A 25,047-nucleotide genomic window follows, 5' to 3' on the forward strand; every position below is an offset into this window, starting at 1 on the left:
CGTCTGTTGGAGGTCGCATGTCCCGCAACGCCGAGTCCACCGCATTCCGGAGCGCCCTTGAGGTGATCCGGGCAGTCGAGCCGCGGGTCGCCGACGCCATCGGCGCCGAGCTGACCGACCAACGGGAGTCGCTCAAGCTGATCGCCAGCGAGAACTACGCCTCCCCGGCGACCCTGCTGGCCATGGGCAACTGGTTCAGTGACAAGTACGCCGAGGGCACCGTCGGCCGCCGCTTCTACGCCGGCTGCCAGAACGTCGACACCGTCGAGGCGCTCGCCGCCGAGCACGCCCGGGAGCTGTTCGGCGCCGCGCACGCGTACGTGCAGCCCCACTCGGGCATCGACGCCAACCTGGTCGCCTTCTGGGCGGTGCTGGCCGACCGGGTGGAGTCCCCCGCCCTGAAGAAGGCCCAGGTCCGTCAGGTCAACGACCTCACCGAGGCCGACTGGTTCGCCCTGCGCCGCGAGCTGGGCAACCAGCGGATGCTCGGCATGTCGCTGGACGCCGGCGGTCACCTCACCCACGGTTTCCGGCCGAACATCTCCGGCAAGATGTTCGACCAGCGCAGCTACGGCACCGACCCGACGACCGGCCTGATCGACTACGACCGGGTGGCCGAGGCCGCCCGCGAGTTCAAGCCGCTGATCCTGGTGGGCGGCTACTCGGCGTACCCCCGGAAGGTGAACTTCCGGATCCTGCGCGAGATCGCCGACTCGGTCGGCGCCACCTTCATGGTCGACATGGCGCACTTCGCGGGCCTGGTGGCCGGCAAGGTGTTCACCGGCGACTTCGACCCGGTGCCGCACGCGCACATCGTCACGACCACCACGCACAAGTCGTTGCGGGGCCCGCGCGGCGGCATGGTGCTCTGCCAGCCGGAGCTGGCCGACCAGGTGGACCGGGGCTGCCCGATGGTGCTCGGCGGGCCACTGCCGCACGTGATGGCCGCCAAGGCGGTCGCGCTCGCCGAGGCCCGCCGGCCCGACTTCGCCGACTACGCCCAGCGGATCGTCGACAACGCGCAGGCGCTCGCCGAGGGGCTGCTGCGCCGGGGCGCGACGCTGGTCACCGGCGGCACCGACAACCACCTGGTGCTGATCGACGTGTCCGGCTACGGGCTCACCGGCCGGCAGGCCGAGCAGGCCCTCCTCGACTCGGGCATCGTCACCAACCGCAACTCGGTCCCGCAGGACCCGAACGGGGCCTGGTACACGTCCGGCATCCGGATCGGCACCCCGGCGCTGACCACCCGGGGCCTCGGCACCGCCGAGATGGACCAGACCGCCGAGCTGATCCACACCGTGCTGACCCAGACGACCGCCGGCGCCAACGCCGACGGCACCCCGTCGAAGGCGAAGTACAACCTGGACGCCGGCCTGGCCGACAAGGTCGCCCGCCAGGCCACCGACCTGCTGGCCACGTACCCCCTCTACCCCGGCATCGACCTGAGCTAGCCCCCGACCGCGTCGATCATGGAGTTGTGGTGCCCGAAACGGGCTGGTGCACGACTTTCGTCCACCACCACAACTCCATGATCGACGCGGAGGGGCGGCCGTCAGGCCATCGGGCGCTTCAGGTGGTAGCGGTGGACCTCGGTGCTGCCCTGGACGTTGTTGACGTCCTCGGCCGCGGAGACCAGCTCCCACCCTTCCCGGCCGGCGCGGTTGAGGTGCGCGATGGCGGTGTCGCCGTAGGCGGTGATGTCCTTGCGTGACCCGTCCGGCGCGTACCAGACGAACGAGACGTGAAAATTGCGGCCCTGTCCCTGATAGCGACGGACGAGCAGGGCGTACTCCCAGGCAACCATGCGGCTTATTATGACCGTCCACCCAGGACGGCGGCACGCGGGTCGTCGCGCATTGCCATCCCATGAACGCGGTGTGTCAGCCCGCCCGGCGGGTCAGCTCGTCGGTGATCAGCGCCGCGAGGCGGTCCAGCCCGACGTCGATCTGCTCCGGCGTGACCGCGCTGACCGACAACCGCAACGCGCGCACCGGCGCGGTGTCGTCGTAGAAGTGGGCCATCGGCGTCCACAGCACCCCGTAGTCGCGCGCCGAGCGGTCCAGCAACGCGTCGTCGACCGGGAACGGCACGGTCACCACCACGAAGAACCCGCCGGCCGGCACCGTCCAGCGCACCGCACGCTCGTCCGGTTGGTCGGGCTGATCGCGGAAGTGCCGGGTGAGGCCGGCCACGAGGTGGCGCAGGTTCCGGGTGTACGCGGTCCGCTCCCGGGTGTTCGCGGCCACCAGGCTGCATCCGTGCTCCAGCAGCCGGCCGCCGATCACCGCCTGCGCGATCGGTGACGTGTTCACCGTGACCATGCTCTTGATCATGGCGAGCTGGTCGGCGAGCGGGCCGACCCGCCCGCCCGGGCCGGCCACCCGCTGGTCGGCGACCACGTAGCCGACCCGCGCGCCGGGGAGCACGGTCTTGGCGAACGAGCCGAGGTAGACGACCCGCCGTCCGGTGTCCAAAGCCTTGAGGGTGGGCGGGCGCGGCCCGTCGTCGGTGTGGAACAGGCCGTACGGGTTGTCCTCCAGCAGCAGTAGATCCTCCTGCGCCGCCAGGTCCAGTAGCCGCCGACGGTGGGCGGTGTCGATGCTGACCCCGGAGGGGTTGGCGAAGTCCGGCATCAGGTAGCAGGCGCGCGGGCGTAGTCCCGCCGCCCGTGCCCGGCGTACCTGAGCGGCCAGGTCGGCCAGGTCGATCCCGCACGACCCGCCGGCGACCGGCCACACCGGCAGGTCCACCAGCCGGGCCGCCCCGGTCAGCCCGACGTAGGTCGGGGCGACCGCGAGCAGCACATCAGTCGGCCCGGCCCGCAACGCGCGCAGCACCAGGAACATCGCCTCCTGGCAACCGACGGTCACCACGACGTCCTCCGGGTCGACGGTGATCCCCTCGTCGACCGCGAGGTTACGGGCGATCAGGTGGTGCACGATGCCCTTGGTCCGGCCGTACTGCAGCAGCAGTCTCCGGGCCTGCTCGGGTCGGTGCCCCAGGTCGTCGACGAGGTGCCGGTGGAAGGTGTCCAGGTGCCGGTGCACCGCCGCGAGGTCGAAGAACTCCTCGTACGGTCGGCCGGCTGCGAGGGACACCGCCGCCGGGTAGCGCTCGGACACCTCGTTGAGGAAGTTCATCGAGGTCAGCGCCGGCTCGCCCAGCGCGGGGTGCAGGTCGGCGACGCTCAGGTCGACCGGTTCGGTGGCGGTCACCCCTCACCCCACCCCGAGGGTGCGCAGCTCGCCGGCCGCCACCACGTCGGCGCAGCCGGCCAGGGTGAGCGCGTCGGTCAGCTCGGCGACGAGCAGGCCCAGCGCGTCCCGGGCGGCCGGTTCGCCGCCAGCGGCCAGCGCCCAGAGCAGCGGCCGGCCGACCAGCACCCCGGCCGCACCCAACGCCAGCGCCCGCAGCACGTCGGTGCCGCCGCGGATGCCGCTGTCCAGCAGCACCTGGCAGCCGTCCCCGACCGCGTTGACGACCTCCGGCAGCATGGTGACGCTCGCCGGGGAGCCGTCCAGTTGCCGCCCGCCGTGGTTGGAGACGACCACCGCGCCCGCGCCGACGCGAACCGCCTCGGTCGCGTCGCGCGGGTCCAGCAGCCCCTTGACCACCAGCGGCAGGTCGACCTGCTCGCGCAGCCACGCCAGGTCCGCCCAGCGCAGCGCCGGCGCGAACGACGCGGCGGTGTGCGCGGCGATCGCGGACACCCCGGGGGCTCCGGAGTGCGCCAGCGCGTCACGACCGTCGGGGAGGTTCGCGGCGACCACCTCGGCCGGCAGCCGGAACGCGTTGCGCAGGTCCCGGGGACGTCGACCGAGCACCGGGACGTCCACGGTGACCACCAGCGCCCGGCACCCGGCCGCGACGACCCGGTCCAGCAGGTCGCGGACGAGAGCCCGGTCGCGCAGCCAGTAGAGCTGGAACCAGACGTCGGCGCCCGTGCGGGTGACCTGTTCGATGGGGGTGCTGCCCAGCGTGCTCGCCAGGTACGGGATCCCGGCCGCGCCGGCAGCCGCCGCCAGGCCCAGTTCCCCGTCCGGGTGCACCAACCGCTGGTACGCCATCGGCGCCACGCCGACCGGCATGGCGTACCGACGGCCGAGCAGTTCGGTGCCGAGGTCGACGCTGTCCACCCCGCGCAGCACCCGGGGCAGCACCGCGACCCGGTCCAGTGCGTGACGGTTCGCGGCGAGGGTCACCTCGGACGCGCTGCCGCCAGCCAGGTAGTCCCACACGTCCGGTGGCAGCACCGCCCGGGCCCGCTCGGCGTAGTCGGCGAGCGACACGGCCGGCCGGTCCGCCAACAACCGCTCACCCATCGCCCAGGCCCCTCGCGACGGCCGGCTCGGCCGGGCCATCCGCCTCGCCCGGCCGGGCGGCGTCGGCAGTCTCGCCAGGCTCGGCCGGCAGTCCGAAGCGCTCGCGGAGGAAGGCCGCCGCGCTGTCCTGCGCCCGCCGCCCATCGGTGAAGGTTCCCGGCATGGCGAAGAACCCGTGGATCATGCCCGGGTAGTGCTCCAGTCGGGTGGACACCCCAGCGTCGCGCAGCCGCTCGGCGTACCGCTGCCCCTCGGCGCACAGGGGGTCGAGTTCGGCGGTGATCACCAGCGCCGGCGGCAACCCGGACAGGTCGTCGGCGAGCAGCGGCGAGGCCAGCGGGTCCTTCGCGTGCGCCGGGTCGGCGAGGTAGTGCGTCCGGTACCAGGCGACCGATCGGCGGTTGAACAGCGTCGGGTCGTCGTCGCCGGCCGGTTCGCCGCTCTGGTCGGTGTTCGGGTAGACCAGCAGCTGCGCGGCGAGCGGGGGCCCGTGCGTACGGCTGAGCAGGGTGACCGCGGCGGCCAGGTTGCCGCCGGCGCTGTCCCCACCCACCGCCAGCCGGGTCGGGTCCACGCCCAGCTCGTCGGCGTGCCCGGCGATCCACGAGGTGGCGGCGTGGCAGTCCTGCACCGCCGCCGGAAAGGGGTGCTCCGGGGCGAGGCGGTAACCGACGGTGATCACCTGACCGGGCACGGCGTTGGCCAGCCTTCGGCAGATGCCGTCGGCGGTGTCGATGCTGCCGAGCGTCCAGCCGCCGCCGAAGAAGTACAGCAGGGTGGGCAGCGGCCCCGACCCGGCCGGCCGGTACACCCGCAGCGGCAGCTCCCCGGCGGGGCCGGGGATACGCTCGTCGCGTACCTCGGCGACCTGCTCGACGGCGCCGCTGCCGGCGCGGATCGCGGCCAGGTCCGCGGCGCGCGCCTCGGAAAGGGTCTGCGCGTACAGCGGCGGGGTGCCGGCCGTGGCACGGGCCGCCCGGTACGCCGCCACCTCCGGGTGCAGTGCCATGTCGCTCCTATCCACCGGTGCTGACCAGCAACGTGTCGATGCCGCGCAGGAACAGGCTGCCGCTGTACGTCGGCGTCTCGGTGACCGCCAGCGCGGGGAACCGGGCGAACAGCCGGGGCAGCGCGAGGCGACCCTCCAGCCGCGACACGGCCGCGCCGAGGCAGAAGTGCAGACCCACGCCGAAGGCCAGCGACGGAGGGCCGGGACGGGTCGGGTCGAAGGTGTCCGGGGCTGGGAAGCGGGCCGGGTCCCGGTTGGCCGCCGCGATCATGATCAGCACGTTGTCGTCGGTGCCGACCGGCACGCCGTTCAGCACGGTGTCGGCCGGCGCGGCGCGGGCCAGGAAGTGCACCGGGCTCGCCAACCGCAGCACCTCGTCGACGCAGCCCTGCGCCAGCGCGGCGTCGGTGGGCAGCGCCGCGACCGTCTGCGGGTGGGCCAGCAGCAACGGCAGCCCGTTGCTGAACATGTAGACGGTGGTGACGAAGCTGGCGTTGAACAGCACAATCAGGTTGCTGACCAGCTCCTCCTCGGTCAGCTCCACCTCCCCGGAGTCGAGCGCCTCGACCAACGCGCTGAGCAGGTCGTCCCCCGGCACCCGGCGGCGGTGCCCGAGCAACTCCCGGTAGAAGGCCCGCAACTCCTGCGCGGCGGTGTTGGCCGCGGCCAGCCGCTGCGGGGTCTTCCCCGCCACGTCAAGGAACTCGTCGATCCACTCCACCCGCTCGCGGTACCACGGCAACTCGGCGGCCGGGATGCCGATGAACTCGGCCATCACCAGGGCCGGAATCGGGTACGCGAAGTCGGCCACGAAGTCGATCGCGCCCTCCCCGGCGTCCGCCATCCGGTCCAACAGCTCGTCGACCACCCGCAGGATCACCGGTTCCAACGCGCCGAGCCGGCGCGGTGTGAACGTGCGGGAGAAGACGTGCCGCATCCGGGTGTGGTCGGGCGGGTTGACGAACATCATCGAGGTCTGGAAGGTACGCAGGATCTCCTGCTCCTCCCAGCCCGGCGGCGGCTGTTTCGTCCACTCCGGATCGCGCAGCAACCCGTCGACGAGGTCGTAGCCGACCGCGACCGCGACCACCGTCCGGTGCTCGGCGCGCGCCGGCACCGCGCTGATCGGGCCGAGCCGGTGCAGGTCCGCGTACCACGGGTACGGGTCCTGTCTGCCCTGTTCGCTGTACAGGCCGGTGAGTATCTCCTCCACGTCCACGGCCAACTCCTCCCCGCCGATGTCGGGGCCGGGGGCAGCGGGGGTCACCCGCCGCCCCCGGCCGGTGTCACAGGTCGAGCAGCCGCAGCGGCACGGCGTCGGCCAGTGCCTGGTTGCCGGCGTCGTTCGGGTGGATGTGGTCTCCCGAGTCGTACGCGGGCAGCAGCTGGCTGGGCCGGGCCGGGTCGCGCAGCACCCGGTCGAAGTCGAGCAGCCCGTCGAACTCCCGACTGCCGCGCAGGTAGGCGTTCACCGCCTGGCGGGTGGCCTCCTTCTGCGCCGTCCACACGCCCGGCGCGCCGTGCCCCTCGTACGGCGTCAGCGTGGCCACCAGGCTGGTCAGCCCGTGCTGCTGGAGCTGCTGGTTGATCTGCCGCAGGGTGCCGATGATCGCCTCGGGTGTGTCGTTCGACATCCAGATGTCGTTGATGCCCAGGTGGGTGACGACGGTACGCACCCCGGTCTGGGGAAAGACGTCCTCGTTGAGCCGGGCCGCCGCGTTCGGGCCGAGCTGGTGGTAGCCGGGGTAGTTGCCGTCGCCCGGCTCGGTGCCCTCGTGGTTGAGCCGGTTGCCGGCCAGGCTCAGGTTGAGCACGCCCGGGGTACGCCGGTCCGGCCGGTCGGCGAGCAGTCGGTCGGAGAGCAGGTCGGGCCAGCGCCGGTTGGCGTTGACGGTGCTGCCGTTGCCGTCACCGATGGAGTCGCTGAGCACGACCAGCGCGCCGGGGCTGCCCTTGCGCTGCACGTCGACGCCGGAGAGGAAGAACCAGCAGCAGGTGGGACGGGTGGTGAACCCGGTGCCCTCGGCCACCCCGGTCAGGTCCCCCGCGCCGATGAAGTTGGCCTGCTGGGACTGCCCGTGGAACGTGGTCGGGCCGGTCGGCGTCGGGAAGTGCACTGTGACCACGAGGTCACTGTCGTCCGCGACCGGGAAGGCCAACGGGTCGCTGAGCAGTTCCGCGCCCCGGTTCATGGTCGCCGTGGTGGCACCGGTGAAGGTCAGTGGGCGCACCGACGCCGCGTCGATGTCGGAGAGGTCGTCGGGGGTCGCGGTGTTCGGCCGGGCGACGGTGGCGCGGCCAACCTTGACCGCCTGCTCGCCGTAGAGGTTGCTGAGGCGTACCCGCAGCGCCGGGCCGCCCACCGACACGTGCACGATCATCCGGACGCTCTGGTCGTTGAGGCCGGTGTTGGTCAACCCGACCGAGTTGCCCCGGGTGACCGCGGTGGCCCAGCTGCCCGCCCACTCGGCGCGGTCGGGTCGGTCGGCGGCGGTGCCGGACGGACCGGCGCTGGCGACGACGGCGGGTGCGCCGGCGACCAACAGCGCGGCCGCGGCGGCGATGACAGGCCATCTCTTCGGGGTTGCCGTTGCCATGGAACCTCCATCGTGTGGCAGCCCAGGGCCGTCCGCTGACGGCGCCCGCCTGGACGATGGTCCAGAAACCTAGCCGCCGCCGCTGACGGGCGTCAATCAACCTGATCGACGCGATCAAATGTCCGGCGGGCCGCTCGGATCGCCCGTCGGCACGGTTCCGACCAGCCGTTTCCCGCCTAGGCTTCCAGGCGGCGGCGGTGCGGTCGCCCAAGCGCGCCACCGTCGCGTCGTCACCGGGAGCTGCCCGGGACCGCCGCTTTTGGGATGGGGGCTGCCGGATGACTGACGGACCCGGGCACACCACGACCTACGTGCACAGGGTGTTGGAGCTTTTCGCCGAATTCGGCGACCGGGAGGCGTTGGTCGGCGGCGGTCGGCGTCTCACCTACACCGATGCCGCCGCGCGGGTCCGGGCGATGGCCGCGACGGTGACCCGGCACGGCGTACGCCCCGGGTCGGCGGTGCTGGTGACCGTCGCGAACGCGGTGGAGGGCCCGCTGCTGCAACTCGCCCTGCATCTGCTCGGCTGTCGGACGATGTGGGTCGCCCCGGTGACCGCGCGCCGGGAGGTCGACGAGTTCATCCGGTTGGCCCGCCCGGACGCCCTGGTCTACGACGCCCGGGACCGCGCCAGTCTGGGCCCGGAGCTGGCCGCCGCGCTACCCGGCACACCGGTGTGCTGCCTGGGCGCGGGCGGCGCCGGACCCGACCTCACCGCCGACGCCGACGTGACCGAGCTGCCGGCGTCCGTGCCGGCGCCCGAGTCGTTCCTGCAGACCAGCGGCACCACCGGAAGCCCCAAGCTGGTGCACCACCGGGAGAGCTTCTACGCCCAGATCCTCGCCCTGGCCGCCGACTTCCGCGCCGCCGGGTTCCCGCTGCTGCGGCACCTGTCGCACTCGCCGATGTGGCTGGCCAGCGGGCAGATCACCACGCTGTTCAACCTGTTCACCGGCGGGGTGCTGTTCCTGCGCGACGACTGGGACCCGGTGGCCTTCGTGGACACCGTGCAACGGGAACGGATCAACTCGACCTTCGTCACCCCGCCGATGCTCTACGAGGTGTTGGACCACCCGGCGCTGGTCGGCGCCGACTTCTCCGCCATGTTCATGTTCAACGTGGGCGCCGGGCCCGCCGCGCCCGCCCGGCTGCGCCAGGCCATCGCGCGGTTCGGCCCGGTGCTGCGCATCGTGTACGGCCTCAGCGAGGCGGTCGTGATCACCGCGCTGCCCGGGCTGACCGACGATCCGGAGCACCCGGAGCGGCTGCGCTCCTGCGGGCGGCCCTACGGCGACGTCCGCATCGAGATCCGCGACGACGACGGTGCGGTGCTGCCGACGGGCCGCGACGGCACGGTGTGGGTGCGCACCCGACTGAGCTTCGCCGGTTACCACGGTCAGCCGGATCTGACCGCGCAGACGCTCGTCGGCGGGTGGGTGCGGACCCGCGACATCGGCCACCTCGACGACGACGGCTACCTCTATCTGGTCGACCGGGCAGACGACGCGATCCTCACGCAACGGCGGAGCTGGCCGATCTTCTGCCGTCCCATCGAGGACGTGCTGGCCGGGCACCCGCAGGTACGGGCCGCCGCCGTGATCGGCGTGCCGGACGAGACGGCCGGCGAGGTCCCGTACGCGTACGCGGTGCTCGGGCCGGGCGCGACGGTCACCGGGGCGGAGCTGATCGACCTGGTGACCGCCGAACTCAACGAGATGTGGGCACCGGCCGGTGTGGAGTTCCTCGACCGGCTGCCGGTGAACCGGTCGATGAAGGTGGACAAGCGGGCGCTGCGCGCGCGGTACGCGGCCGATCGGGCCTCGGTGGTCGGGGCGTGACCTCCCGCCGGCAACTGGTCGTCCTGGTCAGCGCCGACCTGATCTCCAACCTGGGCACCCGCATCTCGGTGGTGACCATCCCGTGGCTGGTGCTGGTCACCACCGGCAGCCCCACCAAGATGGGCCTGGTCGCGTTCGCCGAGACCCTGCCGTACCTGCTGTCCAGCGCGTTGGGCACACCCTGGGCGGACCGGATCGGCCTGCGCCGCACGTCGATCCTCTGCGACGCGGGCAGCGCGGTGGCGATGGTCGTCGTCGCGCTGACCCCGTGGTTGGGCTTCGCCCCGCTGGTGGCGCTCGTCGCGGTGGCCGGTGCGCTGCGGGGCATCGGGGACCGGGTGAAGCACGTGATGTTCCGCCCGGTCGCGGAGGCCGCCGGGGTGCCGCTGATCCGGCTGACCTCCGCGTACGACGGGCTCAGCCGGATGATGACCCTGTTCGGCGCCGCCGTGGGCGGCCTGCTGATCGCCGCGTTCGGGGTGACCGAGGCGATCCTCATCGACGCGGCCAGCTTCGGCGTCTGCGCGCTGCTCATCGGCGTCCTGGTCCGCCCGCCGGACGCCGCGACGCGACCCGCCCAACCGGAGAGCTACCTGCGCGCGCTGCGGGGCGGCTTCGGCTACCTGGGTCGGGACCGGCCGCTGCTCGGCATGCTCGCCGTCATCTCGGCGCTGAACATGGTGGCCAACGCCAGCGTGGCCGTCTACATCCCGGTCTGGGTCGCCCGGGAGCTGCACGGCCCCAGCGGACTCGGCCTGGTGTTGGCGGCGTTCTCGGCGGGCGCGCTGCTGGGCAACCTGGTGTTCACCGCGCTCGGGCCCCGGCTGCCCCGACGGCTGACATTCCTGGTCGGTGCGCTGGTCGCCGGTACGCCTCGGCTGGTGGCGCTGGCGATCAGCGACGAACTGCCGGTGGTGCTCGTGGTGACGTTCCTGTCCGGAATCGGCATCGCGGCGGTCAACCCGCTGCTCGGGGTGGCGCTCTACGAGCGGGTGCCGCCGGAGTTGCAGACCAGGGTGATCGGCATCGCCGGTTCGTTGGCGTTCGTCGGGTTGCCGGTCGGCGCGCTGCTCGGTGGCTGGTCGGTGGACGCGCTGGGGCTCACCCCGGCCCTGCTGACCATGGCGGCCGCGTGCCTGGTGGTCACCGCGTACCCGCTGGTGCACAGGGCGTCCGGCCCGGAGACGCCAGCGCGGCCCACCCCCGTCGCCACCCGGTAAACCCGTTGCGGGCCCGGCGCGGCTGCCGCAGGCACGGACCGATGAGCGCGCAGCCGCCCCCGGGCGTCACAGTTGCCGGTGGAGGTGCCGACCCCACTCGGTCACGGCCGGCCCGGGCGGGTTAGCCGTACCCGTGGTCGGTCTACCGGTGGCCCACTGAACCCGTACCGGCTGGGCAGGTCAGCATCCGGCCCGGGCCGGGGTGGTGTGTTCGGTACGGCAGCTCGGGCAGCGCAGTCGCGTCCCCGCGGCCGTCCGGGGCACCCGCAGCCGCTGACCGCAGCCGCAGGTCACCACCGGGGCCGACGCCCGCAGGTATTCGTCCCGCTCCCGGCGCGGCCAGCGGCCGTGGCAGCGGGCGCACCACTTCGGTGGGTAGCTGTGGTAGTGGGCCAGGCCGAACGCGCCCGCGACCATCAGCGCGGCGGGGACCAGCAGGCCGAGCGGCGCGAGCAGGGCGGTCGGCACTCCGCCGACGCCGTCGGAGACCAGCATGGCGACCACGGTGAGCACGACAACCGGCACACCGAGCAGTGTGAACCCGAAACCCCAGGCGAAGACCAGTAGGGACGGCAGGAACATCCACATGCCGCCGGGCGCCCACCGGCGGACCCCGTACCCGCCGCAGTGTGGGCAGTTCGGCGAGGCGCGGTGCGGCACCGACCGCAGCGCCTTCGGCGCGAGCCACTGAACCAGAAGCTTGAGGATCTCCTCGACCAGTTTCGTCGCGAGGGCCTGAAGGAACGAACCGAGCATCGTCAGCCACCTCCCTCGCCGATGGATTCTGCGGCGGTCCACCACCCATGGTGGGCGGCGGGTGCCATCACCCCATCCCAGCGCGCCGACGTCGCGTCGTCCACGACGCCAATCCGACAGCGCCCGCGTTGTTCGTCGGCCGTTCGGCTGTTGGCCGCGCGGGCGTCGGCGGGGGCGGCTAGCGTCCACCGTCGTCACCGCACCTGGAGGCTGCCGCGTATGACGTCGTCACCCACCCGCCGCCGCACCGCCGAGGTCACCGCCGTGCGCCGGATCGGCGACAGCGCGCCGCACAGCGCGTTCACCGACCTCGTCCGGTACGCCGGGAGCTGGTTCTGCGCCTTCCGGGAGGCCCGGAGCCACCTCAGCGACGACGGCGTGATCCGGGTACTGACGTCGACCGACGGCCGGGCCTGGGCCTCCGCCGCCGTCATCGCGCAGGCCGGCACCGACCTGCGCGACCCGCGCTTCGTGACGCGACCCGACGGGCGGCTCCAACTGCTGGCGGCGGCCGCCACCGGCGCAGCCGCCAAGACCTTCCAGACGGTGACCTGGCTCTCCACCGACGGGCACGCCTGGGGCGATCCGACCCCGGTGGGCGAGCCTGGCGTCTGGGTGTGGCGGGCGGCCTGGCACGACGACGCGATGTACGGCGTCGGCTACGCCACCCGAGAACCGAGGTTCGCCCGGCTCTACCGCAGCACCGACGGGGTGGACCTGCGGCCCTGGGTGCCGACGCTGTTCGAGGACGGGTACCCCAACGAGTCCGGTCTGGTCTTCGACCCGGACGGCACCGCCCGGTGCCTGCTGCGGCGGGACGCGGGCACCGCGAGCGCGCAGCTGGGCCGCGCCGCGCCGCCGTACCGGGACTGGACCTGGACCGACCTGGGTGTCCAGGTGGGCGGGCCGACGCTGCTCCGGCTGCCCGACGGGCTGCTGCTGGCCGGGGTCCGCCTGCACGACGGCCGGGTCCGCACCGCGATCTGTGCCGTCGACCCCGACCGGGGCGAGCTGACCGAGCTGGTCGCGCTGCCCTCCGGCGGCGACACCAGCTACCCCGGCCTGGTCTGGCACGACGACAGGCTGTGGGTCAGCTACTACTCCTCCCACGAGGGGCAGACCTGTGTCTACCTGGCCGAGGTCAGCCTGACCGGCTGAGCCTGGTCCGGCAGCCCGGAGGTCGGTTAGCGTGCCGACATGCCATCGACGCTCACCGAATCGACAGACCCGTACTGTCTGCGCCCCGGGGAGGCCGTCGACCTGTTGCACGGGCACCCGTGGCGGCGGTTCGTGGCGCTCGGCGACAGCGTCGTGGAGGGCATGTGTGAGCCGACACCGGGCTACCCGGACGTGCAGTGGGTCGACCGGGTCGCCGCCGAGCTGACCGCGGTACGCCCCGAGCTGGCGTACCTAAATCTGGGTCGACGCGGGCTGCGCGCGCACCAGGTGCGGGCCAGCCAGCTCGCCCCGGCGCTGGCCTTCGCACCGGACCTGGCGCTTGTCGTCTGCGGCGGCAACGACGCCTTCCACCCGGCGTACGACGCGGAGGCGGTGGACGCCGAGCTGACCGCGATGATCACCGCGCTGCGCGGCGTGGGCGCCGACGTGATCACCGTGGGCATGTTCGACGTCTCGCACAGCCCCGCGGTGCCCGAGCACCTGCGGGCCGGCCTGGGCGAACGAATGCGTCGCCTCTCGGCCCACACGGCAAGCCTGGCCCGACGCCTCGGCACCCTCCACGTGCACCTGACCGACCACCCCCTGACGGCCGACCCCACGCTCTACAGCACCGACGGCCGCCACGGCAGCGCCCGCAGTGACGCCATAGCAACAGCCCAAACCCTCCGCACCCTCTCCCGCCAACTCCCCAACCCCACCCCAACCCCCAACCCCACCCCACTCCCAGGGCGTTGATCATGAAGTTATTGCCACGACACGCCGTCGCAGAGGGCAATAACTTCATGATCAACAGGGGCGAAGGGGTCAGGGGCGGGGTCAGTCCTTGAGGAGGATTCCGGTTAGGAGGACGCCGTGGGCCAGGTTGAGGACTCCGTCGCAGCCGGGGTAGCCGACCCTCGCCAGGCCGCCGGACGCGTGCCGGCCGAACAGGTACGGGGCCAGGGAGTACGGGACATCGGCGGTGACCGTCTCGCCGGTCTCGATCTGGACGAAGTCCATCGACACCCGGTCGGTCGGCAGGTACTCCTGCAGGATGGCGCCGCCCTGCGCGACGGCGGCCCGCACACCGTCGGCCCAGTCCGCCGCGCTCAGCTCCGGGCCGAGCAGCACGCCGTGCCCGGCCGAACCGTCGGCCGGCTTCGCCACCAGCGTGGCCTGCTCGGCGATGGCCCGGTCGAGGACCGCGGCGGTCAACGGCACCGTGTACGGCACGTGCCGGCGGATCAGCGCCTGGTCGTCGGCCGGTAACCCGTCCACGTCCTCCCACAGCCAGGCGAACGTGGTCTTGTTGCCGAGCAGCCAGGCCGCCGCCGACACGAACATCGGTAGGGTGCCGGCGGCGAGGGCCAGGGCCACCGCGTCCAGGCCGGCGGTCGGGGTGACCCGGTTGGGTACGAAGAGCCGGAACAGCGCGTCGACCGGTGCGCCGTCGACGACCAGCCGGCTGCCGGCGTCCACTGTGGCGGTGGAGACCGGGGCGATGACCAGGTCGATGCCGAAGTCCCGGGCCCGTACGGCGAGGGGGTCGAGGATCCGGATGAACGTCTGCGGGTCGTCGAGGCCCGGGTAGTCGGCGTCGAAGTCCATCAGCAGCGCCACCCGGGCGCCCTCGGGCAGCCGCAACTCTTCGCGGATCGCCACGAACCGCTGGTCCAGCAGGGACGGTGCGGCCCGCACCGGCAGGTCGTCGAGGATGCCCTGCTCGCGGTAGAGGTGCGCGTACCGCTGGATGACGGTGTCGGCGTCGAAGCCGCCGCCGAGGCTGCTGTCGATGTTGTACTCGACGAACTTCGGCACCCCGGCGGAGAAGATCACGTCCGGGCGGTACGCGGCGAGCAGCGCCTCGGTCAGCGGCTCGGGCTCGTCCAGCAGCCGGGTCTCCCCCACCGGTACGCCGAGTAGCCGGCGCAGCTCACCGGCGGTGCCGGCCCGACGACGGCAGGCGTCGAGGATGAGCTGGGCGAGCCGGTCGCAGACCTCGTTGAGGTGCCGCCAGGCGTCGGCGGTGAGCACCGGGGGGCGGGCCAACCGCCACTGCTTGTTGTAGGTGGCCCGGCCGTGGAAGACCTGCTCCCAGGCCGCCGCCCCACTGGCCACCATTGCCCGACGGGCCGGCTCCGGCAGGTCGGTCCAGGCCCGGTCGGCCGCCGGCCACGGATAGTTGGGGTCGATCATGATCCGTCCTTCATGGTCAGGTGGATGGCGGTGGCGAGTTGGTCGCGGTCGGGCTGGACGGCCCGGTCCAGTGCGGGGGCGAACGGCAGCACCGCCCCGTCCGGGCGGGTGACCCGGCGCGGCGGGGCGAGCAGCCGGACCCGCTCCACCACCGAGGCGATGATCTCGGCGGCCATCCCGCAGGAACGGTTGGCGTCGTCGAGCACCACGAGCCGCCCGGTGCGGGCCACCGACTCGGTGAGACCGTCGATGTCGAAGGGGTAGAGCGTGCGCGGGTCGAACACCTCCACCGAGACCTGGTCGGCCACCTCCTCGGCGACGGCGAGCGCGTCGTGCACCAGGTGCCCGATCGCGACCACTGTCACGTCGTCGCCGAAGCGGTGGATCCGGCCCCGGCCCAGCGGCACCGGCGTCAGGTCGTCGACGTCGTCGCGGACGTCCATCGCGCCGGCCGGCGCGAACACCACCACCGGGTCGTCGTGGCGGATCGCCGTGACCAGCAGCCCGTACGCGTCGGCCGGGGTGGCCGGCACGACGGTGACCACGCCGACGTGGGCGAAGAGGCTGTACGGGTGGTCGGAGTGCTGCCCGGCCCACCCGGTACGTGAGCCGGAGCCGGGCACCAGGTAGGTGACGGGGACGCTGCACTGCCCGCCGGTCATCAGCGGGAACTTGTGCGCGTGGTTGACGATCTGCTCGAAGACCAGGAACAGCAGCGACGGGATCTGGAACTCGATCACCGGTCGCAGCCCGGCCAGCGCCGCCCCGGTGGCGAAGCTGGTGAACGCCTGCTCCGACAGCGGGGTGTCGCGGACCCGTTCGGTCCCGAACCGCTTGGCCAGCCCGGTGGTCACCAGTGACGCGCCGACCTGGACGTCCTCGCCGAGCAGGAACACCGCCTCGTCGCGGGTCAACTCGTCGGCGAGGGCCCGGGTCAGCGCCCGGCGGTACGACAGTCGGGGCACCTCAGCCACCTCCGGTGCGCACGGTCATTCAGCCACCTCCGGTGCGGGCGGTCAGACCGCTGGCGTACAGGTAGGTCAACGCGTCGGCCGGGTCGGGTTCCGGGCTGTTCAGGGCGAACCGCACCGCCGCGTCGAGGGTCGCCTCGACCTCGGCGTCCACGGCGGCGCGGTCGGCGTCGGAGAGCCGTTCGCCCTGGATGCGCACCGGGTCACGGGCCCGGCCCCGGCTCACCTCGTCGGGCGGGCGGTAGTCGAGGCGTACCGCGTGTTCGAAGGTGTGGTGGGCGTCGAAGCGGTAGGTGCGGGCCTCGATCAGCTCGGGGCCGCCGCCGGCGCGCATCCGGCCGACGGCGGCGGCCGACGCGTCGCGTACCGTCTCCGGGTCCTGGCCGTCGACCTGGACGGCCGGGATGCCGAACGCGGCGGCCCGGCCGGCGATGCTGCCGGCCACCGCGCCGGCGACCGGCATGGTGGTGGCGTAGCCGTTGTTCTCGCAGACGAACAGCACCGGCACCCGCCAGAGCGCGGCCAGGTTGAACGCTTCCAGCAGCATCCCCTCGTTGACCGCGCCGTCGCCGAAGAAGCTCACCCCGACGGTGTCGCGGCCCTGGCGGCGGTGGGCCCAGACCGCGCCGGTGATGATCGCCCCGGAGGCGCCGACGATCGCGTTGGCGCCGAGCACGCCGATGCTCAGGTCGGCGGCGTGCATCGAGCCGCCCCGGCCGGCGTTGAGGCCGGTGACCCGGCCGCACAGCTCGGCGAGCATCCGGGCCGGGTCGGCCCCGCGGGCCAGGACGTGCCCGTGGCCGCGGTGGGTGCCGGCGAGCACGTCGTCGACACCCAGCGCGGCGCAGACGCCGGCGGCGATCCCCTCCTCACCGAGGTACGGGTGGATGCCGCCGACGATCTGCCCGCCGTGGACCAGCTCCACCGCCCGTTCCTCGAACCGGCGGATCAGCCGGACCGTGCGGTAGAGCCGGACCGGGTCGGCGTCGGTCACGCGGGCCCCTTGATGGCGGCCAGGATGTCGTCCCAGAGCCGGGCCCGGGCGGCGAGGGCGGTGTTGACCGTGTCGGCGCACTCCTGCCACTTGGTGTCGTCGTCGCCGCACAGGTCGGCGAGCATCTGCATGGCCATCGGGGTGTGCTGTTCGCCGTCGACCTCGATGTGCCGCTCCAGGTAGTCGACGAACGCGTGCAGCCGGTCACTGCTCTCGTTCACCGAGACGACCTGGGTGAACATGTCCGGGATCAGGTCCTCCCGACCGAACGCGAAGGCCGCCGCCTGGCAGTGCACCGGGGTGGACTCGATGATCCGCCAGGTGGTCGCGGCGAACCTCGCCGACGCGGCCGGCACCCCGGCCTCGGCGAGCGCCTCGGTGACCGGCCGGCCGGCGCGCAGCAGGTCGATCAGGGCGTTCACCGCCGTGGTGTCCGCGCCGGCCTCGGCCATGCCCCGCACGTACAGCTCGAAGTGGCTGATGTAGCCGCCGCCCAGCTCGTCGCTCTCCTCGACCATGACGATGTCGTTGATGAGGCGGCGGCTGCCGGTCGGCCCGGTCGGGACCCACGGCACGGTGACGCAGGTCAGCTGCCGTTGCAGCGACTTCAGCACGGACATGAAGTCCCAGACCGCGAAGACATGGTGCTCCATGAAGGTGACAAGCGCCTCGTGGGTGTCCAGGTTGGCGTAGAGCGGGTGCCTGACCACGGCGTCGCGCCGGTCGGTCACCGCCCGCTCCAACCGCTCGATGCCCGGGTGCGTCTTACCCCAGTCGTACCGTGACATGTCAGCCTCCCTGCTGGGCGCGGTGGCGCCAGATGACCGGGCAGTAGTCGGGGTCCGCGTAGTCCGGCCGCCCGTCGTGGGTACGGCGGACCAGCACGTCGTGGTTGTACGCGGCGAGCGTGCCGTCGGAGAGCGGAAACTCCCGCCAGGCGTTGTCGCCGTCCTGCAGGTGCAGCGAGACCGCCTGCCGAGGGCGGCCGCTGACGTTGGGGCCGCTGCCGTGGTAAATGCGGCAGTGGTGGAAGCTCATGTGTCCCTTGGGGATCACCATCGGGACCTTGCGGATCTCCGCGCCGTTGTACGCGGCGTTCTCGGCCAGCATCTCCTCCAGCTGGCTACGGTCCCGGTCGGCGAAGTGCCGCACCACGGTGTCGTCCGAGCCGATTTCCTTCCACCGGTGGGAGCCGTCGACCATGGTGATGGTGCCCATCTCCTCCCCGCAGTCGTGGAAGGGGATGAACGCGGTGAGCATCTTCTCCGACGACGAGGACGCCCAGTAGTGCTTGTCGAAGTGCCAGGGCACGATGTTGCTCGGCTCACCGGAGATCGGCGGCTTGTAGATCAGCGTGGCCTGGAAGACCCGGATCTCGTCGGCCTGGGCCAGCCGGGCGGCGACCGCGCCGAGCAGCGGCTTGCGCAGGATCGCGCCGAGCCCGTCGTGCTCGTGGTGGACGTAGTCGTTGTGCCGTTGCACCGGGCCCTTGGACGGGTCCCAGTAGGCCAGCTTCGGTGGGCGGACCGGCAGCCGGCGGTCCCGCTCCCCGTCGTAGTAGCGCTGCGCGGCGGTGGCGAGGGCGTCCACCTCGTCGTCGGTGAACACCTTCTTCGACAGGTACCAGCCGTGCTCGGCGTAGTGCCGCACGTCGTCGTCGGACGGCAGCAGCGCCCGCTCCTCGGCGGTCAGCGTCGGTTCGTAGTCGGTCGCGGTCACTGTGCCTCCTTGGTTCGCCACTGCGGGGCTCGCAAACCCGGCTCACTCCTCGCGCTCACGCCCCCACCCCCTGTGGTGTGGCCGCCACGGCGGCCAGTTCCCGCTCCTTGGCCTCGTAGAGCGCCTTGATGTTGCCGCTGCCGAAGCCCCGCGCACCGCGCCGCTCGATCAACTCCAAAAAGAGCGTGCGACGCACGTGCATCGACTCGGCGAAGATCTGCAACAGCTGACCGTCGTGGTCGGAGTCGACAAGCACACCCAGCTCGCGAAGCCGGTGCAGCGGGGCGTCCACCCGACCGACCCGCGCCTCCAGGGCGTCGTAGTAGCTGGCCGGGGTGCCGGCGAAACGCACCCCGCGCCGGCCCAGCGCCTCCACCGCGCCGACGATGTCGTCGGTGCGCAACCCCAGGTGCTGCACTCCCCCACCGGCGTGCTGGTCGAGGAACGCGTCGATCTGCCCCGGCCGCCGCGAGCGGTCCGGTTCGAGCAGGACCACGGTGACCCGCCCGGAAGGGCTCTGCACCACCTTGGAGTTCATTGCCTGCCCGTCGACCTCGATGTGCTCCTCGAAGATCTCCGCGAAGTCGAACAACTCCTCGAAGTGCCGGACCGTCTCGTCGAGCTGGCCGGGCGGCACGCAGACCGCCAGGTGGTCGATCTCGGCGAGCACCGGCGGGTGGCCGTCCATGGTGGACGCCGCGGCGGTGATGGCGCCGGGCAGGAACTGGCCCCGGTCGCCCCGGCGCTGCACCAGCCGGTGTCGCACGTCGGCGAAGCCGTCCACCTCGGCGATCACCACCTCGGCGTCCGCGCCGGTGCGGGTGGTCGGCGGCGTCACGCCTGTCGCACCCCGACCCACCAGCTCGGCGTACGCGGCCGACACGTCGTCGACCTCGACCGCGACGACCGCGATGCCGTCACCGTGGCGCTGCACGTACCGCGCGGCCGGATGCTCGGCGCTCAGCCCGGAGGTGAGCAGCAGGCGGATGTCGCCGTGGCAGAGCAGCAGCGAGCGCTGCCCCGCCAGCCCGGTCTCCGGGCCACCCTGGCCGCAGACCTCGAAGCCGACGGCGGTGCTGAAGTAGAAGGCCGCCTGTCGGGCGTCCCCCACATAGAGTTCGATGTGGTCGATACCACGGATGTCCATGTCCCCTGAAACCCTTCCCACCCGATTCCCCCTGTGTTGCCGTCCGGGCAGACCCCGCCCGGGATGCCGCCTCGATCACCCCCTCGGCTCGGCGACGCGCGCCAGCAGCAGGCTCACGTTCTGGCCGCCGAACCCGAACGAGTTGGTGACCGCGTACTCCAGGTCGGCCTTTCGGGGCGTGCCACGGATGTGGTCCGCCGGGCAGGCCGGGTCCGGATCGTCGAGGTGGTACGTCGGCGGCAGGAGCCCCCGACCGAGCGCCAGCGCGGTGGCCGCCGCCTCCAGCACCCCGGAGGCGCCCAGCAGGTGACCGGTGAGCGCCTTGGTGGAGCTGACCGGCACGCCGCCGACACCGAAGACGTCGGCCAGGGCGGTGGTCTCCGCGATGTCACCGAGCTTCGTGCCGGTGCCGTGCGCGTTGACGTAGCCGACCGCCGCCGCCGGTACACCGGCGCTGCGCAGCGCCAGGCGGATGCACGCCGCCGCGCCCGCGCCGTCCGGGCGGGGCGCGGTCGGGTGGTACGCGTCCGTCGTCGCGCCGTGGCCGGCCACCTCCGCGTACCCGGCGACGCCGCGCGCCTCGGCGTGTTCGGCGCGTTCGAGCACCAGCAGCGCGGCACCCTCGGACAGGACGAACCCGCTGCGGGAGGTGTCGAACGGCCGGCTCGCCCGGCCCGGGTCGGTGCCGGCGCGCGCCAACGCGCGCGCGTTGCCGAAGGTGTCGGCGAAGGTCGGGAAGAGCGGTGCCTCGCTGGCCCCGCAGAGCACCACGTCGACCTCTCCGGTCGCGATGAGCCGGACCCCGTCGGCGACCGCCTGCGCACCGGAGGCGCAGGCGGTGCCGACCGACGAGCTATAGCCCCGGATGCCGTGCGCGATGGCGATCCGCGCAGCCGGCATGTTCGGCAGGATCCCGGTGAGCAGGTACGGGCTGACCGCCGCGCGACCCCGGGCCGCCCGTGCCAGCACCTGCGACTCCAGGGTGGCCATCCCCCCGACGCCACCGACGATCACACCGATTCGGTCGGCGTCGACGTCGCGGCCCACCTCGATGCCGGCGTCGGCGAGAGCGTCGGCGGCGGCGAGCAGGGCGAGGACGACGATCCGGTCCAGCACCCGGGTCTCCGGCCCGGACGCGACGGTCCGCGGGTCGATGTCGGGCAGCAGTCCGGCCACGTCCAGCGACTCCCGCACCGGGTGCCCCTGCGGCGGGCGGGTCAGCCCGGACCGGCCGTTGGTCAGCGCGTCGAAGGTCTCCTCGACGCCCCGCCCAACCGGGGTGAACAGACCCATCCCGGTGATCAGGGCGGTCACGAGCTGGCCTCGGTGAGGTAGCGCTCCCGCAGGACCACCTTGCGGACCTTGCCGGTCACGGTGACCGGGATGTCGGCGGAGTGCACCGGCACGACCCGACGCAGCGTGGCGCCGACGTCCGGACCGAGGGCGGCGCGGACCCGTTCGGTGCGGTCCTCGGCCTCGTCGGCGCCGGCGGCCAACTCCAGCAGCACGTCGGTGGCGACCGCGCCGGACTCGGCGACGATCACCACCGTGCAGTCGGTGACGTCCGGGCAGGCGGCGAGGATGCGCTCCTCGGACAGCGCCGTGTAGAAGCGCCGCCCGGCACCGGCGTCGACCGAGTCCACCGCCCGGTCCAGGTGGTAGTAGCGGCCGTCGGCGTCGGCGCGGACCAGGTCACCGGTGAGGTACCAGCCGCGCTGGCGGAAGCGGTAGGTGGTGACCGAGTCGTTCCAGTAGCCGCGGAACAGCGACGGCGAGTCGATACCCAGGAAACCCACCTCGCCGACCGGCACCGGCTCGCCGTCGGCGTCGAGCACCGCGACCTTCGCGAACCGGTACGGGCGGCCGATGCAGCGGCCGTACCGGTCGGTGTCGGCGCGGTGGGTGATGTGGAACATCGAGTGCCCCATCTCGCTGGAGCCCAGCCCGTCGATGAAGACCGACCCGGGCACCGTCGCCACCCCGTCGCGGGTGACGGTGTCGTGCCAACCGACCGCGACGAGGCGGCGGATGTGCGGCTCGTGCGAGGCGTCGCCGGTGTTGAACCACAACCGCACCGAGTCCAGGCCGTACCCGGACAGGTCGAAGCGGGCCAGCTCCGCCCAGGTGACCGAGAAGCCGAACACCCCGTCGGGGCGCCAGCGTTGGATCGCGTTCAGCACCTGCTCGCCGCCCTGCTCGGAGAGCAGGAACATCTGCGCGCGGTTGCCCAGCGCCTGGTTGACCATCAGCACCGTGGCGGTGTGCGGCGCGGGAAGCGCGTTGAGGATCCGGGTGGTGCCCTGCGCCTGCGGCATGGTGAGCAGGTGCCGGGTGGCCGCGAAGAGGCTGGCGTGCGAGTGCAGCACCGCCTTGGGCACCCCGGTCGTCCCGGAGGTGTGGGTGATCACGATCGGGTCGTCCGGGTGGTGCCGGTAGTGCGCCGGCGCCGTGGCCGGGTCGCCCGTGCCGGCCTGCGCAGGGGTGCCGAGCAGCGGTACGCCCAGGTCGTGCCCGGACAGCAACGCGGTGTGCGCGTCGTCGGCCAGCACACCGACGCCCCGCAGCCGGCGGATGTACTCGGCGGCGATCTCCGGGCGGAGTTTGCCGTTCATCAGCGCCGGGATTGCCCCGAGCCGGGCCAGCGCCAGGTAACTGAGCACCATGTCGGCGGCGGCGGTGGCCCAGACGGCGACCGGGTCGCGGGGGCGTACCCCCTGCTCGTGCAGCCAGGCGGCGCGGGCGGCGACCCGCTCGTCGAGCTGCCCCAGCGTCAGTGGCGTCTCGGCGGGGTGACCGTCGACGGCGGTGTCGAAGGTCAGGCCGGGCCCGTCCGGGTCGGCGCCGTGCGCCAGCACCCGGGTCAGGACGTTGCCCGCACCCAGCTCGGTGTCGGCGGCCAGTGCGCCGCGCAGTCCCCGTGTCCTCATGGTCGTGCTCCTCCCCCCAGCAGCACCGCGACCGCCTCGGTCGGCTTGTCGGGTGCCTGTTCGATCAGGATCAGCAACACCTCGTCGGCGTCACCGTCGTCGCGCAGCAGGTCGGCCTCGGCGACGCCGTCGGTGTACGGGTCGCCGGTCGGGCTGAGGCAGACCACCGGGCCGCGCAGGCCCCAGCGGGCCGCGAGGTGCCCGGCGACGCTGTTCGGCACGGACTGGAAGAAGAACAGCGGGCCGATCCGCCCGCCGGCCTCGAGGGTCTCCCGTACGTGCTGGGCGCTGGCAAGATCGCCGCTGGCGCTGACCAGCACGATCCCGGTCCGCACCCCGGCGGGCACTCCCGCCGACCCGTACCCCCGCCGCAGACACCGTTCCGCGACGGCCACCACCACCGGCGCGAAGTCCGAGTGCACAAACCCCGGCACCCCCGGTGCGCCGCCCTCGTCCCCGCCCTCGGGCCAGAGAGCCCACGCCCTCTCCCCCGGCGATCTTGCGGTTTCGGTCGTCGTTTCGGGTGCTTGGTCGGATTCGTCGGGGCAGAGAGTGCACGATCGCGGGGAGTTGGGGGCGGTCATCCGGCGCCGACCAGGAGGGCGGTGTTGGCGCCGCCGAAGGCGGCGTTGAGGGTCAGGGCGTGGGTCGCCTCCGTCCTTTGCGGATGGTCCGTCACCACGTTCAGGGGGCAGGACTCGTCGCGGGCCAGCCAGCCGGCGTTGACCGGCAGCTCGCCGCGGCGCAGCGCGAGGGCGGTGACCACCAGTTCGAGCAACCCGGACGCCTCCAGCGCGTGCCCGTGCACCGACTTCGTGGAGCTGACCGCGACCCGGGTGGCGTGCCCGCCGAGGGCCCGGTGCAGGGCGGCCGCCTCGGCGGCGTCGCTCTGCGCGGTACCGGTGGCGTTGGCGTTGACGTAGCCGACGGCCTGCGGTGGCAGCCCGGCCCGGCGCAACGCGCCGTCAACCGCGCGGGCCAGCCCGCTGCCACCGGGCTCCGGCTGGCAGGGATGGAACGCGTCACCGGCCCGTCCCCAACCGGCCACGGTGGCCACCGGATCTTCACCGCGTCGACGGCCGGTGCTCGACTCCAGCACCACCGCGGCCACGCCGTCGCCCAGCAGCAACCCCCGACGGCCGGCGCTGAACGGGCGGACCGCCCCGTCGACCGCGAGGGCGCGACCGGCGTCGAAGAGCGCGAACTGGTCCGACTCCACCAGGTAACCGGCCGCCACCACCACCCGTTCGACGGCACCACGGGTGACCTGGGCGGCGGCGTCGGCCACCGCGGTGCTCGCGGATACGCAGGCGCTGGTGTAGACCCGGGTGTGACCGGAGAGTCCACATCGGGCGGCGAGCTGACCGGCGAGCGCGGCGGGACCCGTACCGAGGGCCGGGCCGCCATGCACGGCGAGCAGCAGGGCACACGCCTTACGCTGCGCGCGGTCCAGACCGGCCGACCGGCAGGCCGCGTCGATCGCGGCGGCCAGCTCCTCGGCGAGCGTACCGACGTCGGGCAGGGTGGCGGCCACGGTGACCCGACGGGCGGACGTGTCGAATCGGCCCACCGGGCCGAACGCCGGCACCCCGGCCAACACACCAGCGAGCTGCGCGTCGGCGCCCCTGCCCAGGGCGCTGACGGCGTACACGCCGGTGAGCTGGGCGACGCGCGCCTCAACCATCTGCGGAGGCGGTCAGCGACGCCCGGAACACCGCCAGGGCGTCGTCGACGGTGCGGACACCGGCCAGCTCGTCGTCGGTGAGGTCGAGCCGGCGTTCGTAGCGCTGCTCCACGAGGTGCACCAGCCAGGCGAGCTCCATCGAGCCGATCCGGTCGGACACCTCGGCAGCCGGTTTCGCGCTGAGTTCGGCGAGCATGCTCATCAGGTCAGCTCGCCCCAGATCGGGCTGACCGCTCATCAGGCTTTGTCGCTCGTCGCCTCGGTGACGCGATTGGCGACCATGGTGGTGAACTCGCCGACCGTCATCAGGGCCAGCTGCTCCGACTCGTCGTCGGCGAACGTCAGGCCGTACCGGTCCTCCACCCGGACGGACAGGTCGGCCAGGGCGAGAGACTCCAGGTCGACGCCGGACGGGCCGAGCGTGGTGTCGTCGTCGAGCCCCTCGACGTCGTAGTTCATGTCGGCGAGCTGCTCGACGACGAAGGCACGGACCTCGGCTCTCATGG

At 72.9% G+C, this 25,047-nt stretch carries 23 protein-coding genes and 1 pseudogene; 5 read left to right on the forward strand and 19 right to left on the reverse strand.

Translation table 11 applies throughout. The features are described 5' to 3' along the window. Window positions 1–17: 17 nt before the first annotated feature. Window positions 18–1,454 carry a glycine hydroxymethyltransferase gene (locus ACIBD9_RS24390; protein WP_396721126.1) on the forward strand — a complete coding sequence of 479 codons (1,437 nt, stop codon included), beginning with the start codon at window positions 18–20 and terminating at the stop codon, window positions 1,452–1,454. 101 nt (window positions 1,455–1,555) lie between these two features. Here the strand turns inward: ACIBD9_RS24390 and ACIBD9_RS24395 are convergent, their stop codons facing one another. The 6 genes and pseudogenes from ACIBD9_RS24395 to ACIBD9_RS24420 form a co-directional block, all read right to left on the reverse strand. Continuing rightward, a complete protein-coding gene (locus tag ACIBD9_RS24395; protein ID WP_091397680.1) occupies window positions 1,556–1,816 on the reverse strand; it encodes a hypothetical protein in 261 nt (86 codons plus the stop codon). 67 nt (window positions 1,817–1,883) lie between these two features. Then, entirely contained in the window at window positions 1,884–3,218 is a 1,335-nt protein-coding gene (locus ACIBD9_RS24400; RefSeq protein WP_396721128.1) for a PLP-dependent aminotransferase family protein, read from the reverse strand. A gap of 3 nt (window positions 3,219–3,221) precedes the next feature. Continuing rightward, window positions 3,222–4,325, reverse strand: a complete 1,104-nt coding sequence (locus ACIBD9_RS24405; protein WP_396721130.1) for an alpha-hydroxy acid oxidase — start codon at window positions 4,323–4,325, stop codon at window positions 3,222–3,224. Window positions 4,326–4,419: 94 nt separating this feature from the next. After that, window positions 4,420–5,334 (reverse strand): annotated as a pseudogene (locus tag ACIBD9_RS24410) (alpha/beta hydrolase); the annotation flags it as partial. Between the two features lie 7 nt (window positions 5,335–5,341). Beyond that, complete coding sequence (locus ACIBD9_RS24415; protein ID WP_396721208.1) at window positions 5,342–6,553, reverse strand: cytochrome P450; 1,212 nt, start codon at window positions 6,551–6,553, stop codon at window positions 5,342–5,344. Window positions 6,554–6,620: 67 nt separating this feature from the next. Continuing rightward, the gene (locus ACIBD9_RS24420) at window positions 6,621–7,898 is read right to left on the reverse strand and encodes an SGNH/GDSL hydrolase family protein (protein ID WP_396721210.1); all 1,278 of its coding nucleotides are present in this window, start codon (window positions 7,896–7,898) and stop codon (window positions 6,621–6,623) included. Window positions 7,899–8,209: 311 nt separating this feature from the next. Between ACIBD9_RS24420 and ACIBD9_RS24425 the strand changes: the two genes are divergently transcribed. Together ACIBD9_RS24425 and ACIBD9_RS24430 are read left to right on the forward strand one after the other, a co-directional pair. After that, window positions 8,210–9,769: an AMP-binding protein gene (locus tag ACIBD9_RS24425; protein WP_396721132.1), complete on the forward strand. Its 1,560-nt coding sequence runs from the start codon at window positions 8,210–8,212 to the stop codon at window positions 9,767–9,769. Next, on the forward strand, window positions 9,766–10,989 hold the full coding sequence (locus ACIBD9_RS24430) for an MFS transporter (protein ID WP_396721134.1): 1,224 nt from the start codon (window positions 9,766–9,768) through the stop codon (window positions 10,987–10,989). The genes ACIBD9_RS24425 and ACIBD9_RS24430 overlap by 4 nt, the downstream gene beginning before the upstream one ends. 180 nt (window positions 10,990–11,169) lie before the next feature. On the opposite strand, the gene ACIBD9_RS24435 is transcribed toward ACIBD9_RS24430, so the two are convergent. Beyond that, entirely contained in the window at window positions 11,170–11,745 is a 576-nt protein-coding gene (locus ACIBD9_RS24435; protein WP_396721136.1) for a hypothetical protein, read from the reverse strand. A 219-nt stretch (window positions 11,746–11,964) separates the two neighbouring features. Here ACIBD9_RS24435 and ACIBD9_RS24440 point away from each other — a divergent pair, with 219 nt between their 5' ends. Further along, entirely contained in the window at window positions 11,965–12,903 is a 939-nt protein-coding gene (locus ACIBD9_RS24440; RefSeq protein WP_396721137.1) for an exo-alpha-sialidase, read from the forward strand. 39 nt (window positions 12,904–12,942) lie between these two features. Next, the gene (locus ACIBD9_RS24445) at window positions 12,943–13,659 is read left to right on the forward strand and encodes an SGNH/GDSL hydrolase family protein (protein WP_396721139.1); all 717 of its coding nucleotides are present in this window, start codon (window positions 12,943–12,945) and stop codon (window positions 13,657–13,659) included. A gap of 81 nt (window positions 13,660–13,740) precedes the next feature. Here ACIBD9_RS24445 and ACIBD9_RS24450 read toward each other — a convergent pair whose 3' ends face one another. The 12 genes from ACIBD9_RS24450 to ACIBD9_RS24505 all read right to left on the reverse strand — a co-directional run bounded on the left by ACIBD9_RS24450 (window position 13,741) and on the right by ACIBD9_RS24505 (window position 25,045). Next, the gene (locus ACIBD9_RS24450) at window positions 13,741–15,099 is read right to left on the reverse strand and encodes a hypothetical protein (protein WP_396721141.1); all 1,359 of its coding nucleotides are present in this window, start codon (window positions 15,097–15,099) and stop codon (window positions 13,741–13,743) included. Then, window positions 15,096–16,064: an alpha-ketoacid dehydrogenase subunit beta gene (locus ACIBD9_RS24455; RefSeq protein WP_396721143.1), complete on the reverse strand. Its 969-nt coding sequence runs from the start codon at window positions 16,062–16,064 to the stop codon at window positions 15,096–15,098. Before ACIBD9_RS24455 ends, ACIBD9_RS24450 begins: the two co-directional genes overlap by 4 nt. 28 nt (window positions 16,065–16,092) lie before the next feature. Next, window positions 16,093–17,064: a thiamine pyrophosphate-dependent dehydrogenase E1 component subunit alpha gene (locus ACIBD9_RS24460; RefSeq protein WP_396721145.1), complete on the reverse strand. Its 972-nt coding sequence runs from the start codon at window positions 17,062–17,064 to the stop codon at window positions 16,093–16,095. Beyond that, window positions 17,061–17,852 (reverse strand): DUF3050 domain-containing protein, encoded by a 792-nt coding sequence (locus tag ACIBD9_RS24465; protein ID WP_396721147.1) that lies wholly within the window; start codon window positions 17,850–17,852, stop codon window positions 17,061–17,063. The genes ACIBD9_RS24460 and ACIBD9_RS24465 overlap by 4 nt, the downstream gene beginning before the upstream one ends. Window position 17,853: 1 nt before the next feature. Then, window positions 17,854–18,783 (reverse strand): phytanoyl-CoA dioxygenase family protein, encoded by a 930-nt coding sequence (locus ACIBD9_RS24470; protein WP_396721149.1) that lies wholly within the window; start codon window positions 18,781–18,783, stop codon window positions 17,854–17,856. Between the two features lie 55 nt (window positions 18,784–18,838). Further along, on the reverse strand, window positions 18,839–19,930 hold the full coding sequence (gene hppD, locus ACIBD9_RS24475; protein WP_396721151.1) for a 4-hydroxyphenylpyruvate dioxygenase: 1,092 nt from the start codon (window positions 19,928–19,930) through the stop codon (window positions 18,839–18,841). Between the two features lie 75 nt (window positions 19,931–20,005). Beyond that, window positions 20,006–21,244: a beta-ketoacyl-[acyl-carrier-protein] synthase family protein gene (locus ACIBD9_RS24480; protein ID WP_396721152.1), complete on the reverse strand. Its 1,239-nt coding sequence runs from the start codon at window positions 21,242–21,244 to the stop codon at window positions 20,006–20,008. Then, the gene (locus ACIBD9_RS24485; RefSeq protein WP_396721154.1) at window positions 21,241–22,857 is read right to left on the reverse strand and encodes a class I adenylate-forming enzyme family protein; all 1,617 of its coding nucleotides are present in this window, start codon (window positions 22,855–22,857) and stop codon (window positions 21,241–21,243) included. The genes ACIBD9_RS24480 and ACIBD9_RS24485 overlap by 4 nt, the downstream gene beginning before the upstream one ends. Beyond that, on the reverse strand, window positions 22,854–23,291 hold the full coding sequence (locus ACIBD9_RS24490; protein WP_396721155.1) for a beta-ketoacyl synthase chain length factor: 438 nt from the start codon (window positions 23,289–23,291) through the stop codon (window positions 22,854–22,856). Before ACIBD9_RS24490 ends, ACIBD9_RS24485 begins: the two co-directional genes overlap by 4 nt. A 146-nt stretch (window positions 23,292–23,437) precedes the next feature. After that, complete coding sequence (locus ACIBD9_RS24495; RefSeq protein WP_396721157.1) at window positions 23,438–24,541, reverse strand: beta-ketoacyl synthase N-terminal-like domain-containing protein; 1,104 nt, start codon at window positions 24,539–24,541, stop codon at window positions 23,438–23,440. Next, a complete protein-coding gene (locus ACIBD9_RS24500; RefSeq protein WP_396721158.1) occupies window positions 24,534–24,779 on the reverse strand; it encodes an acyl carrier protein in 246 nt (81 codons plus the stop codon). The genes ACIBD9_RS24495 and ACIBD9_RS24500 overlap by 8 nt, the downstream gene beginning before the upstream one ends. After that, a complete protein-coding gene (locus tag ACIBD9_RS24505; protein ID WP_196922961.1) occupies window positions 24,779–25,045 on the reverse strand; it encodes an acyl carrier protein in 267 nt (88 codons plus the stop codon). The genes ACIBD9_RS24500 and ACIBD9_RS24505 overlap by 1 nt, the downstream gene beginning before the upstream one ends. Window positions 25,046–25,047: the final 2 nt, after the last annotated feature.

The sequence above is a fragment of the Micromonospora sp. NPDC050784 genome (assembly GCF_044456765.1).
Taxonomy (GTDB): domain Bacteria; phylum Actinomycetota; class Actinomycetes; order Mycobacteriales; family Micromonosporaceae; genus Micromonospora; species Micromonospora foliorum.